Source organism: Pseudomonas sp. GW822-FHT05A08 (assembly GCF_058800485.1).
In genome coordinates this window covers 4553312-4565714 of record NZ_CM179511.1, presented here as the reverse complement: position 1 = coordinate 4565714, position 12403 = coordinate 4553312, and the positions used below count along the sequence as shown (strand labels likewise).

The 12403-nt window shown below is 60.5% G+C and carries 15 protein-coding genes, 1 tRNA gene and 1 pseudogene; 10 read left to right on the top strand and 7 right to left on the bottom strand.

Annotation, left to right across the window (positions count from 1 at the left end; all coding sequences use genetic code 11):
- The first annotated feature begins 87 nt into the window (after positions 1 to 87).
- Positions 88 to 1659, top strand: a complete 1572-nt coding sequence (locus AC3RCP_RS20420; RefSeq protein WP_101339457.1) for a L,D-transpeptidase family protein — start codon at positions 88 to 90, stop codon at positions 1657 to 1659.
- A 36-nt stretch (positions 1660 to 1695) separates the two neighbouring features.
- Here AC3RCP_RS20420 and AC3RCP_RS20415 read toward each other — a convergent pair whose 3' ends face one another.
- On the bottom strand, positions 1696 to 2139 hold the full coding sequence (locus AC3RCP_RS20415) for a hypothetical protein (protein ID WP_492570978.1): 444 nt from the start codon (positions 2137 to 2139) through the stop codon (positions 1696 to 1698).
- A 59-nt stretch (positions 2140 to 2198) separates the two neighbouring features.
- Between AC3RCP_RS20415 and AC3RCP_RS20410 the strand changes: the two genes are divergently transcribed.
- From AC3RCP_RS20410 to AC3RCP_RS20390, 5 genes and pseudogenes are all read left to right on the top strand, one after another.
- Positions 2199 to 2522, top strand: coding sequence for a hypothetical protein (locus AC3RCP_RS20410; RefSeq protein WP_206429743.1), 324 nt, complete (start codon positions 2199 to 2201; stop codon positions 2520 to 2522).
- Between the two features lie 163 nt (positions 2523 to 2685).
- Positions 2686 to 2912: pseudogene (locus AC3RCP_RS20405) on the top strand (hypothetical protein).
- 84 nt (positions 2913 to 2996) lie between these two features.
- Positions 2997 to 3413: a bleomycin resistance protein gene (locus AC3RCP_RS20400; RefSeq protein ID WP_101338457.1), complete on the top strand. Its 417-nt coding sequence runs from the start codon at positions 2997 to 2999 to the stop codon at positions 3411 to 3413.
- A 130-nt stretch (positions 3414 to 3543) separates the two neighbouring features.
- Positions 3544 to 3735 carry a hypothetical protein gene (locus AC3RCP_RS20395; RefSeq protein WP_007929308.1) on the top strand — a complete coding sequence of 64 codons (192 nt, stop codon included), beginning with the start codon at positions 3544 to 3546 and terminating at the stop codon, positions 3733 to 3735.
- Between the two features lie 66 nt (positions 3736 to 3801).
- A complete protein-coding gene (locus AC3RCP_RS20390; protein WP_101338456.1) occupies positions 3802 to 4236 on the top strand; it encodes a GNAT family N-acetyltransferase in 435 nt (144 codons plus the stop codon).
- A 151-nt stretch (positions 4237 to 4387) separates the two neighbouring features.
- Here AC3RCP_RS20390 and AC3RCP_RS20385 read toward each other — a convergent pair.
- Positions 4388 to 4475 (bottom strand) — tRNA-Ser (locus AC3RCP_RS20385).
- A 123-nt stretch (positions 4476 to 4598) separates the two neighbouring features.
- Here AC3RCP_RS20385 and AC3RCP_RS20380 point away from each other — a divergent pair.
- Complete coding sequence (locus AC3RCP_RS20380) at positions 4599 to 5270, top strand: Bax inhibitor-1/YccA family protein (RefSeq protein ID WP_492570979.1); 672 nt, start codon at positions 4599 to 4601, stop codon at positions 5268 to 5270.
- A 122-nt stretch (positions 5271 to 5392) separates the two neighbouring features.
- On the opposite strand, the gene AC3RCP_RS20375 is transcribed toward AC3RCP_RS20380, so the two are convergent.
- Both AC3RCP_RS20375 and AC3RCP_RS20370 read right to left on the bottom strand, forming a co-directional pair.
- Entirely contained in the window at positions 5393 to 5722 is a 330-nt protein-coding gene (locus AC3RCP_RS20375; protein WP_101338455.1) for a YceK/YidQ family lipoprotein, read from the bottom strand.
- Positions 5723 to 5804: 82 nt separating this feature from the next.
- Positions 5805 to 6242: an Lrp/AsnC family transcriptional regulator gene (locus AC3RCP_RS20370; protein ID WP_101338454.1), complete on the bottom strand. Its 438-nt coding sequence runs from the start codon at positions 6240 to 6242 to the stop codon at positions 5805 to 5807.
- Between the two features lie 132 nt (positions 6243 to 6374).
- Here AC3RCP_RS20370 and AC3RCP_RS20365 point away from each other — a divergent pair, with 132 nt between their 5' ends.
- From AC3RCP_RS20365 to AC3RCP_RS20355, 3 genes are all read left to right on the top strand, one after another.
- A complete protein-coding gene (locus AC3RCP_RS20365) occupies positions 6375 to 7271 on the top strand; it encodes a DMT family transporter (RefSeq protein ID WP_085534424.1) in 897 nt (298 codons plus the stop codon).
- Positions 7272 to 7604: 333 nt separating this feature from the next.
- Positions 7605 to 9878: an FdhF/YdeP family oxidoreductase gene (locus AC3RCP_RS20360; RefSeq protein ID WP_492570980.1), complete on the top strand. Its 2274-nt coding sequence runs from the start codon at positions 7605 to 7607 to the stop codon at positions 9876 to 9878.
- 139 nt (positions 9879 to 10017) lie between these two features.
- Positions 10018 to 10971, top strand: a complete 954-nt coding sequence (locus tag AC3RCP_RS20355; RefSeq protein WP_492570981.1) for a Dyp-type peroxidase — start codon at positions 10018 to 10020, stop codon at positions 10969 to 10971.
- Positions 10972 to 11096: 125 nt separating this feature from the next.
- On the opposite strand, the gene AC3RCP_RS20350 is transcribed toward AC3RCP_RS20355, so the two are convergent.
- From AC3RCP_RS20350 to cydB, 3 genes are read right to left on the bottom strand one after another with little or no spacing between them, the layout of a single operon-like run.
- Positions 11097 to 11258, bottom strand: a complete 162-nt coding sequence (locus AC3RCP_RS20350) for a DUF2474 domain-containing protein (protein ID WP_007929314.1) — start codon at positions 11256 to 11258, stop codon at positions 11097 to 11099.
- The gene (locus tag AC3RCP_RS20345) at positions 11245 to 11400 is read right to left on the bottom strand and encodes a hypothetical protein (RefSeq protein ID WP_007929315.1); all 156 of its coding nucleotides are present in this window, start codon (positions 11398 to 11400) and stop codon (positions 11245 to 11247) included. Before AC3RCP_RS20345 ends, AC3RCP_RS20350 begins: the two co-directional genes overlap by 14 nt.
- The gene (cydB, locus tag AC3RCP_RS20340) at positions 11387 to 12403 is read right to left on the bottom strand and encodes a cytochrome d ubiquinol oxidase subunit II (protein WP_053261802.1); all 1017 of its coding nucleotides are present in this window, start codon (positions 12401 to 12403) and stop codon (positions 11387 to 11389) included. The genes AC3RCP_RS20345 and cydB overlap by 14 nt, the downstream gene beginning before the upstream one ends.

The window sequence follows — 12403 nt, the reverse complement described above, 5'->3', positions numbered from 1 at the left end:
AGTTCTGGTTACAGGTGGTTGGATGATTTTTCGCAGCCACTGCCGAGGTTGACCATCACAATGATGGCCATGATTGGAGTAAAGCAGTTGTTCAAAAAACACGCATGTTACTTGAGCCTTTTCCTGCTCGCTGCGCCGTTGGTCGCGACTGCTCAGGATGTACCGGTCGATCATGAGAACCCTGTGCAACAGGTATTCACTCGATTGTCCGATGCCTGTCCGGGGTTGGCGGTGCACCTGGACATTCCCGCCCAGAGCCTGTTACAGGCTTTTTACCAACAGCAGGGTGACCAGCCGGTCTGGTCGTCCAGCGCACGTTTGGAGGCGTTGCAGGCCCAGTTGCAGCAACTGGCCGACGATGGCCTGGACCCGGCCGACTACCGTTCGCCGGCCAGTGCGCTCGCGGGCGACGCGCTGTGCGCCGACCTGAGCTTCAGCCAGCATTACCTGCAGGCCTTGCATGACCTGCATTACGGCCGTCTGTCGCAGGCCCGTTTCGAGCCGATGTGGCACGCCCATCCCTCACAGCTGGATCGCCAGGCACAGGTGCTTGCCATCGCCGGGCCCGGCCTGCAGGACATTCCGGCGGCCTTCGCGCTGGCGCGGCCGAGCCTCGAGCAATATCAGAACCTGCGCCAGCTGTATGCCCAGCAGCGCCAGCTGGCGTTACCCCATTGGCAGCCGCTTCCCAGCGGGCCGCTGCTGCGTCCGCAGATGCAGGACGCGCGAGTGCCGGAACTGGCGCAACGGTTGTTCAAGGAGGGGTACCTGGGCACCCTCGCCAACGAAGGCGACACCCTTTACAGCAGCGACCTGGTGAGTGCGGTGAAAAGCTTCCAGCTCAGCCATTCGCTGCAAGCCGATGGGGTGATCGGCGCGGGGACCTTGAATGAACTGAACATCAGCCCGCAGATGCGCCGCGAACAGCTGCGCATCAACCTCGAACGCTTTCGCTGGCTGGCGCAGGACATGGAGCCCGACAGCCTGCTGGTCAACCTGGCCGCGGCGCAGTTGATCGTCTATCAGGGCGGCGTGCCGGTCTGGCAGACCCGGACCCAGGTGGGGCGTGCCGAGCGCCAGACGCCCTTGTTGAAATCCCAGGTCACGCGCCTGACCCTGAACCCGACCTGGACGGTGCCGCCGACCATTTTCCGCGAAGACAAACTGCCGGAAATTCGCCGCGACCAGTCCTTCCTCAATCGGCAGAACCTGCAGGTGCTCGACAGCGAAGGGCATCCCCTGGCGGTGGAGGATATCGACTGGGACAACCCCGGCAATATCCTCCTGCGCCAGGAAGCCGGACCGAGAAACCCGCTGGGACAGATGGCGATCCGCTTCCCCAACCCGTTTTCGGTGTACCTGCACGACACGCCCAGCCAGGCGCTGTTCAACAAGGGACCAAGGGCCTTCAGTTCGGGCTGCGTGCGGGTCGAGCATGCGTTGCAGCTGCGCGATCTGCTGGTGAGCCCGGCGGAACGGGTGCGCACCGACGAATTGCTGAGCACCGGGCTCACTCATGAGTTCAGGCTATCGACGCCAGTACCAATCCTGCTCACGTACTGGACGGCGCAAGCCGACAGTCATGGCCAGCTGTCCTATGCCCCGGACATCTACGGACGGGACGCGGCCTTGCTGGTGGCGCTGGACAGCAAGCTTTGAGGGCTTGGCCACTGGCATGGCACGCTGTGCCTTTGGTCAGGAACCGCTGAACATCTGTCGGCGCGCGACGATCTGAATAAGTAAGAGGGCCATGAAGGAGAATCGGAAATGGTTCAGCGTCGCCGTCATCACATCTCGCAGTTGTCCCTTCGTATCGAAGGCCTGCGGGCCAATGTCCTGCAATTCAGGCAGGATGAGTTCCAGATCCAGCAAGCCCTGTGCGGCGCTTCGGCGACAGCAAAGGTGCGCGATCTGGAGGATGCCTTCGATGAGATCCGGGAATCGATCAATCACACCGAGGCCTTGCTGGAAGCCCTGGTCCAGGTCGCAGTTGGAGCCGGGGAAGAGGGTGCAGGAGCTTGCCAGGCCGCTGGACGTTAAGGAAGGCCGGCGCTGGGGGCGCCTACGGGCACCGTTAAACGATTGATGAAAACCCGGCCGCTGCGCCGGGTTTTTTATGGCGACACGAATGGCTATCATCGCTCGGTGATTTTTCAGCGTAGGGCGCCATGGCCTTTTTCGAGTTATTCGACCAATTCATGAGAAGCATGCTGGCGGCCTGGCTCTTTGTCGGTATCTGCCAGCTGGCCCGGTTCGTCTTCTCGCAGACTCCGTCCAGGTTGTCCGGATGGATCACCCTCGCCGGGCTGGCCTTCTTGATGGTCTACCCCTGCGGTTGGGACTGGGCTTCCGGCTTCATGGAAAACGCCTGGGTGGCGATGTGCAGGGTCTACCAGCATTCGGCCTCTCAACTGGCGCTGTTTCTGGCCGATGCGGCGGGCGCGGCATTGGGCGGCCTGGTCGCCTACCTGATGTCCCGCTATGTCATGGCCGCCCCGGCGCCACTGAAACCTGCCGGCTGAAGCGCTGACAGATACAAAAACAGCCTCGCCACTGTGCGGGGCTTTTTATTGCCTTCGCAAAATCGGACCTGTCGTCTCTAACCCTTGATGGGGAGTGGCCACCGACTGGCGTGAATCAATGGGCTGTGCCTTACTCGAACTTCATTTACTGAGGGATGCGGCCATGACTGAGCGTCATTTGAATCACAGTGAAACGCTTTCGAATGGATGCAAGATCAAGGTGCGATCAGAGATGGCTCGCTCAAGATGTTCATCGGCATCTACACGCCGGATGGCAGCGTTATCGTCGAAGACAATGACCTGGCCCCGGATGGCCTGGACATGGAGGATGCGTTTGAGTGGGGGATCGACAGGGCCAAGAAGATTGGCAGCGGGCAGAAGGTTCAATGACAGGTAAGGCCGCGTACTAAATAGGCCGGCAATGCAGAGAACCAGGTAAATTGGCCGGCCAAGGAACTGAATGGATGCAAGAGCATGTTCAAGTTGAACGCCCTGGTGCCGGAACTGATCGTTTCGGACCTGCAGCAGAGTCTGTATTTCTACTGTGATGTGTTGGGTTTCAGGGTCGAGTACGACCGCCCCGAAGACCAGTTTGCCTTTCTCTCCTTTGGCAACAGCCAGATCATGCTGGAGCAGGACTGGCACGACGATTCGCCATGGCGCGTGGGCCCCTTGGAGCCTCCCTACGGACGTGGCATGAACCTTTCCATCGAGTGTCCGGATGCACAGGCTCTGGTTTGTGCGCTTGAAAAGGCGGGCTGCCCGATCAGGAGGCCTGTCGAAGAGCATTGGTACCGTAGCAATGACCGGCAATTCGGGCAGAGGAATTTCCTGGTCCTGGACCCTGATGGTTATCTGCTTCGTTTTGCAGAAGATATTGGCGTGAAATAGCTGCCAGGCGATGCCGGAAACCTGTGCAGTCCAATTGGCTCCACACCGTTTGCCGGCTATCCGCTCGCGCAGGGGCTGTTGGCGATTGAGGCGTAGAATAGCGGTGCTACCTCGTCAAAAGGAGCCCCATATGATCGCCGACCAAGTAAGCAAACAGGCGTCGGAGCAAAGAGTCTGGGATCAATACTTCTGCGCTGCGTTGATTGCCGAAAGCAATCTGACGGCACCGGTCGTAGGAGAGGCCACTCATGAAGACAGGCAGAACCTGTTGATCGAAAGAGCCAAAACTCTCGCCGACAAGATGATGGCATGTAGAAAATAATCGAAGCCCAGCCAGAGTGCTGGGCTTTTTGTATCCTCCTCCTTCTTCTTGCACAGGGACGCGATCATGAATTGGCAAATCAGACAGGCCGTCTTGAGCGATATCGAATGGTTGGTGCGTGTGGATCCTATCGCGGCAAAAGATCACGGCCGTCGAGCACAAATAGAAAGGGTAGTAGGCACGGGCGAATGCTGGGTTGCTTGTGAGACGAACGATCCCAGTGTCCCGATCGGTTACGGCTGTTTGGACACAAGTTTTTTCGGGGAGTGGTTCATCCCGCTTGTAGTCGTCTCAAACGCTCATAGACGTTCTGGTGTAGGTCGGCAAATCGTTGCTCACTTAGAGCATTGTTCCTCTGCCAGAAAGATCTTCACTTCGACCAACACGTCCAATACACCCATGCGGCAATTGTTGGTACAGCTCGGATATCAATACAGCGGGACTGTGGAGAATCTTGACCCTGGTGATCCAGAGCTGATTTTTGTGAAATTTTTGAATTAACTCCGCACAACAACGGCGGCAAGGTCTTCACCATCCATGTTGCGCTGTCGACGCTGGTTACCTTTGTGGTGGGACTTCCAAAAGCAGCGTCGATCCTCAAGCCCCAGAAACGAAAAAGCCCCGAAAGATCGGGGCTTTAGCGTGACGAATATGGCGGAGGCGATGGGATTCGAACTCATGGACCTGTTACAGTCGACGGTTTTCAAGACCGTTGCCTTAAACCACTCGGCCACACCTCCGTTTTTGTTGCGGGCGCCATAATACCTGAATGAAACACACTGTCAAACTCTCTGCATGGTGTGTTGCAGAGCGTCTGTTATGATCTTTGCCACTGAACGTTTCAAACCAACAGGAGTGTCGCCATGCGCGAACAGGATTACGCAGTTAATAACAGCGTGCAGGCCGAGCAGCTAGAAGTTAGCCGCGTCCTGCGCAACACCTACGGCCTACTCGCTCTTACTCTCGCCTTCAGTGGCGTGATGGCTTACGTGGCCCAGCAGATGCGGGTTGGTTATCCGAACATTTTCGTGGTGCTGATCGGTTTCTACGGTCTGTTCTTCCTTACCAACAAGCTCCGTGATTCGGCCTGGGGCCTGGTGTCGGCGTTTGCCCTGACCGGTTTCATGGGCTTCCTGCTCGGCCCGATCCTCAACCGTTACCTGGGCATGCAGGGCGGCGCGGAAGTGGTCAGCTCGGCCTTTGCGATGACCGCGCTGGTGTTTGGTGGTCTGTCGGCCTACGTGCTGATTTCCCGCAAGGACATGAGCTTCCTCGGTGGTTTCATCACCGCCGGTTTCTTCGTCCTGCTGGGGGCGACGCTGGCCAGCCTGTTCTTCCAGATCAGCGGTCTGCAACTGGCGATCAGCGCGGGCTTCGTGCTGTTCTCCTCGGTGTGCATCCTGTACCAGACCAGCGCCATCATCCATGGCGGCGAGCGTAACTACATCATGGCGACCATCAGCCTGTATGTATCGATCTACAACCTGTTCGTCAGCCTGTTGCAGTTGTTTGGCGTCATGGGTCGCGACGACTGATCGTCAAGCCTGAAACAAAAAGCCCGCTTCGGCGGGCTTTTTGTTGTCTGCGATCTGGTCGCTCGGCCAGGGTCAAGGTGGACCGTGGTAGTGCCCGCAGAGTTTGCTGCCATCCAGGGACGCTATTCGGCAATGATCAGGCTGCCATCGGTTTGTTGCTGATAGATGGTGTAGGGCAACAGCAAGGTGTCGAGTACGCCTGAGACGGCCATGTCGAGCAGCATGGCTTGGTTCGAGGCCGGGCCGGTATGAGTTGTGCCGTTCTCTGGCTCAGGGGCATGCAGGCTGCAGAAATCGTAAGTCACGCCACTGTAGATACGCGGGACGCCACCGCAGTAGGTTTTTCGCTCCTTGAGTTTCTCGCTGGCCACCGCATCCTCCCTGAAGACGGTATCGATGGTTCCACAACCTGGGAGCATCAATGCCGCCAGCAACAGAAAAGAGGTTTTCACGGTGCGAATCCTTCGTCGACGAGGTCCTGAGTCTAGCCAGTTTTCTAGGTGCCAGGGCAAACGCCGTGTGTGAGCCCAGGCATTACACCATCGGCGGCAGCCGCCGTTTCACCGGGCTTTTCTTGACGATCGCGGTGTTGGTTTCCGCGCAGCTGTTGAGGTGGTCGAGCAGGCTGTCCAGTTGCTCCATGTCGCGTACATGCAGGCGGGCGATAAAGCAGTCCTCGCCCGTGACCTTGTCGCATTCGGTGAACTCGGGGATGGCCAGGATCTGTCGTTCGACCTCCTGGAGTTTCCCCGGCAGCGGCCGGATGCGTACGATGGCCTGCAATTGATAGCCGAAGAACTTCGGGTCGACTTCGACGGTATAGGCCTTGAGCACACCACGCTCTTCCAGGCGTCGCAGGCGTTCGGCGACGCTGGGCGAGGACAGCCCGCTGATCTGCGCCAGGGCCTTGAGCGAACGGCGTGAATCTTCCATCAGGGCGCTGATCAGCGCCTGGTCAATTTCGTCGATCATGTCAGCCTCATTAGGTAAAACCTAAGAAATACCTTGATAAAAAAGGTGTAAGACGATTTTAGCCTACCGTTGAGTCTTGAGCGGGGCAGGAGCCGATTGTCATACTTTTGGCTCTTGTTGAGGAGAATGATCATGGACAAATTGTTACGCCGCGGCTCACTGGAAATGACCGCCGCCATGTTGATTTCCGGCACCATCGGCTGGTTCGTGCTGGTGTCCGGGCAGCCGGTGCTGGACGTGGTGTTCTGGCGCTGCGTGTTCGGCGCCGCGACCCTGCTGCTGATCTGTGCCGGCTTCGGCTTTCTGCGCCCCGGCATCCTGACGCGCACCACCTTTCTCCTCGCGGTGCTCAGCGGTGTCGCCATCGTCGGCAACTGGGTGCTGCTGTTCGCCTCCTATTCCCGGGCCTCGATCGCCATCGGCACCGCGGTCTACAACGTCCAGCCGTTCATGCTGGTGGGGCTGGCGGCGCTGTTCCTCGGCGAGAAAATCACCGCGCAGAAACTGTTCTGGCTGAGCATTTCCTTCGCCGGGATGCTGGCGATCGTCAGTGCCCATGGCGAGCAGGGCGCGGCGGGCAATGACTATCTGCTGGGGATCGCCCTGGCGCTGGGGGCGGCCTTGCTGTATGCCTTCGCCGCGCTCTTGATCAAGCGCCTGACCGGCACGCCGCCGCACCTGATCGCGTTGATCCAGGTCTGCACCGGGGTGTTGCTGCTGGCGCCCTGGGCCAACTTCTCCGCGCTGCCCGCCGCTCCCGGTGCCTGGGCCAGCCTGCTGACCCTGGGCATCGTCCACACCGGGGTGATGTACGTGCTGCTGTACGGCGCGATCCAGAAACTGCCGACCGCGCTGACCGGCGCGCTGTCGTTCATCTATCCGATCGCGGCGATCTTCGTCGACTGGTTTGCCTTCGGCCATCGCCTGGAGCTGCTGCAATGGATCGGCGTGATCGCCATCCTGCTGGCGGCGGCCGGCATGCAGCAGGGCTGGAGCCTGGGCTTGCGCCGTCGGGTGGCGGCGCAGTGAGCATTGGGTACCGGTGAGTGACTGGTCGCCGAATTAATACGAATGATAAGCAACTACCCGATTTGCCAGCTATTTATTGCCTTGACAGGCGGGGACGCACCACTAAGGTTTTAACTCAGGGTGAAAGATTCAAGCGCAACCCTTCGTCGTTGATTCAAAGGTTTCAAGTCCTCAAACCCGGTTCTGGGTTGCGTGTCTTTTTTGCTGTTCAGATGTGACATCTACCGTCCCCCGATTCGGGTCGGTAGGTCGTTACCGAATGCCGCCATGGCGGCGGATCCCAGGCAACCAACGACTCTCGTCTACAGGGCAGGGGGCGTATGGGGAGCGATCATGACGACTCGACGCAAGGTACCCGGTGTTCGTAACTACGACGGTCCCGCTGGCGGCTGGGGGGCGCTCAAGGCCACCGCGACAGCGGTTAGAGAGCAGATGGATACGCTGAAAGCGCCCATCACCCTGATGCGCACCAACCAGCCTGATGGCTTTGACTGCCCAGGCTGCGCCTGGCCCGACAAGGAGCACAAATCCACCTTCCAGTTCTGTGAAAACGGCGCCAAGGCGGTGACCTGGGAGGCGACCAACAAGCGGGTCACCCCGGACTTCTTCGCCAATCATCCGGTCGCCTCGTTATTGCACCGCAGTGATTACGAGCTGGAGGACCTGGGACGTATCACCCATCCCCTGGTATATGACCGTGCCAGCGACACCTACCAGCCGATCGAATGGGAGGCGGCGTTCGCGCGAATAGGCGAGATACTCCGGGGGCTGCAACCGGAGCAGGTCGAGTTCTATACCTCTGGCAGGGCCTCCAATGAAGCGGCCTATCTGTACCAACTGTTCATCCGGGAATACGGCAGCAACAACTTTCCCGATTGTTCCAACATGTGCCACGAACCGACCAGCGTCGGGTTGCCGCGATCCATTGGTATCGGCAAAGGCACGGTGTCGCTGGACGACTTCGATACCTGCGAACTGATCATCTCCATCGGCCACAACCCCGGCACCAACCACCCACGCATGATGGGCACGCTGCACGAGGCCTCGCGGCGCAAGGTGCCGATCATGGTCTTCAATCCCCTGCGCGAACGCGCGCTCGAGCGCTTTGCCGATCCGCAGAACATGATTGAAATGGCGACTTACGGCTCCACCCGGATCGCCTCGTCCTACTTCCAGGTAAAAGCCGGAGGCGACGCGGCGGCGATCAAGGGGATCATGAAAGCGCTGCTGGAGCTGGAGCGGATGGTGGGCGAAGTCCTCGACCATGACTTCATCGCCCAGCACACCCAGGGTTTCGACGAGCTGGTCGCCGATTTGCACGCCACGGCCTGGCCCGATATAGAACAGGCCAGCGGCCTGCAGCAGGCCGAGCTGGAAAAGGTCGCCGCCGCTTACGCAAAATCCAACGCCACCATCGTCACCTACGGCATGGGCATCACCCAGCACAACGAAGGCACGGCCAATGTCCGGCTGATCTGTGACCTACTGATGTTGCGCGGTAACTTTGGCAAGCCTGGCGCGGGCATTTGCCCGTTGCGCGGCCATTCCAATGTCCAGGGCAACCGGACCGTGGGCATTACCGAGAAGCCGTCGAAGGCATTTCTCGACAGGCTGGAGAAAGTATTCGGCTTCAAGCCGCCAGCGGCCCACGGCCACGATTCGGTAAAAGCGATGCAGGCCATGATCGCGGGCACGGCCAAGGCGCTGATTTGCCTGGGAGGCAATTTCGCCGTCGCCTTGCCCGATCCGGGCCAGTGTTTTCCGGCCATGGGCAAGCTCGACCTGAGCGTGCATATCGGCACCAAGCTCAATCGCTCCCATCTGCTGGTCGCCAAGGAGTCCTATCTGTTCCCCTGCCTGGGTCGCACCGAACTGGATGTGCAGGACGGGATGCGCCAGTCGATCACCGTCGAGGATTCGATGTCGATGGTCCACGCATCGGCCGGCAAGCTGACCCCGGCCTCCGAGTTCCTGCGCTCGGAACCGGCGATAGTGGCCGGCATTGCCCGGGCCACGCTGCCAGGCAGCAAGGTGCCCTGGCAGGAACTGGTCGCCGACTACGACAAGATCCGCGACCTGATCGAGAAAACGGTGCCCGGCTTCGAGGCGTTCAACCAGCGCATCCGCGTGCCGGGCGGGTTCCGCATGCCGCTGCCGCCCACCGAGCGCATATGGCTCACGCCCTCGGGCAAGGCCGAGTTCTTTGTCTTTCCCGGGCTGCATGAAGACAAGGTGGTCGATGGCGCGGACGTCCTGCGCCTGATCACTATTCGCAGCCATGACCAGTACAACACCACCATCTATGCCATGGACGATCGTTATCGCGGGGTATTCGGCCGGCGCGACGTGCTGTTCATCAATCAGGCGGACCTGGATGCCCGTGGCCTGGCCCATGGCGACCTGGTGGATATCGAGACGGTCACCCAGGGGCGCAAGCTGCGCTACGAGAAAATCACCGCGATCGAATACAAGATTTCCCCGGGCTCGGTCGCGGCCTATTACCCCGAAGCCAACCAGCTGGTGCCGCTGGATTACATCGACGTGGATAGCGGGACGCCGTCCTACAAATCGGTTCCGGTACGGATTGTGCGCTCGACGCTGAACTGACCCTGGCGATCCAGGGAAGGGGGCGCATGGGGCGCCCCTTTTTTCATCGGTGGGCTTTCATGAGCGCGAGACTCGCTGCCGGACTGCAGCGCCGCGATTATTTGCTACTCTGCGGTCTTTCCCGTTCCGCCGAGTGGTCATGCCCATGTCCAACGATATTCCTGAACCGCAATCCGTCTGCAACCCGATTACCAGCAGCGCGATCTTTATCGTCGCCACCCTGGCCCCCGGCGGTGACGCCGCCGCCAAGGTGCGGGGCTGGTGCGAGGATGTGGCGAGCCTCACCCGTTCGGTCGGCAAGCGGGTGCCCGCGGGTAACCTGTCGTGCGTCTGCGGTTTTGCTTCGGCGGCCTGGGACCAGCTGTTTGGCGGTCCGCGCCCGGCCTCGCTGCATGCCTTTCGCGAGTTCGGCCCGCAAGAGCGCCGGGCCGTGGCGACCCCCGGCGACCTCCTGCTGCACATTCGCGCGGACCAGATGGACCTGTGCTTCGAACTGGCGACGCAACTGATCGGGGCATTGGGCGATGCGATCTCGGTGGTCGATGAGGTGCAGGGTTTCCGCTACTTCGACATGCGCAGCATCATCGGTTTTGTCGATGGCACGGAAAATCCGGTCGGGCGCAAGGCCATCGAGTTCACCCTGGTCGGCGATGAAGACCCGGCGTTCAGCGGTGGCAGTTATGTGCTGGTGCAGAAGTACCTGCACAACATGAACGCCTGGAACGAGCTGTCGGTCGAGGCGCAGGAACGTATCATCGGGCGCAAGAAGCTGTCCGATATCGAACTCGACGATGCGGTCAAGCCGACCTCTTCCCACAGTGCCTTGACCACCATCACCAAGGACGGCGAGGAGGTGAAGATCCTGCGCGACAACATGCCGTTCGGCCGGCCCGGGGCGGGGGAGTTCGGCACCTATTTCATCGGTTACGCGCGCTCGCCGGAGCCTATCGAGCAGATGCTGGAAAACATGTTCGTCGGTCGGCCGGCGGGCAACTATGACCGTCTGCTGGATTTCAGCACGGCGGTGACCGGCGGCCTGTTCTTCGTGCCTTCCGCCGATCTGCTGGAAGCGTTGGCCGAACGCCAGCCCTGATCCAGATGTAAAGAGCCCGCGAGGTGAGGGCCTCGCGGGCTCGTTGCATCTGGCGGATGCTATTCAATGGTTGCCGGGACCGCGCACCGGGAAAGGCGCCGGGCCTTTACCGGTGCGATCAGCAATCAGTGAGTGGTCATGCCGGCCATGTGCATCATCAGCCGCAACAGACTGGCCACCGCACCCAGGGCCAGCACACTGCCCAGCCAGATGCCCACCAGCCACGCCAGCCGCCGATACCAGGGGGCGCTCGGGTGGCCGGTGGTCGATACCTCAGAGCGTTCCATAAGCCAACTCCATCATCAGTGCGGTGGCGGCGGCCAGCATCACCAGCCCGCCGAGGAACAGCAGGCTCAGCTGCGCCACCTGCTGGTAGAAAGGCCTCAGCCTGGCAGGGGGGCGAAGGGTTTCGCTGTCAATGGTAACCATCGCCGATCCTCACTTTGCCGCGGAACACGTAGTAGCTCCAGCAGGTGTACATCAGGATGATCGGCAGGATGAACAGGGTGCCGATCAGGATGAACAGCTGGCTGGACGGGGGGGATGCGGCCTGCCACAGGCTGATGGAAGGCGGCACGATGTTCGGCCAGATGCTGAAGGCCAGGCCGATGTAGCCCAGGAACACCAGCGCCAGGGTGAACACGAACGGCCAGTGCGAGTGATGCTGGCGCAAGGTGCGCAGCAGCCCGAACAGCGCCAGCAGCGCGAGAACCACAAGAGCGCCGAAGACCACGATATGCGCGTGGGTGAACCAGCGGCTGGCGATCTCCGGGTGCAGCATGGGCGTCCACACACAGAGCACCGCGACCACCGCCATCAGCACGAACGCCAGCGGCCGGGTGTAGTGGCGCATGCGCGATTCGAGCATGCCTTCGGTCTTGACCAGCAGCCAGGTGCTGCCCAGCAGTGCGTAGGCGACGATCAGGCCCAGGCCGCAGAACAGCGGGAACGGCGCCAGCCAGTCCAGGTTGCCGCCGGCGAACTGGCGATCGACCACCGGGATCCCGGCGATATAGCTGCCAATCACGATGCCTTGGCAGAAGGTCGCCAGCAGCGAGCCGCCGATGAACGCCATGTCCCAGATATGGCGTTTTTCCGGGCTGGCCTTGAAGCGGAACTCAAAGGCCACGCCGCGGAAGATCAAGCCGGCCAGCATGAAGATCAGCGGCAGGTACAGGGCCTCCAGAATCACCGAATAGGCCAGCGGGAAGGCCCCGTACAGCGCCGCGCCACCGAGGATCAGCCAGGTCTCGTTACCGTCCCAGACCGGCGCCACGGTGTTCATCATCACATCGCGCTCCTGCGCGTCCGGGATGAGCGGGAAGAGGATCCCCAGTCCCAGGTCGAAGCCATCCATGATGACGTACATCATCACCCCGAAAGCGATGATCACGCCCCAGATCAACGACAGATCTATACCTTGAATGCCCAT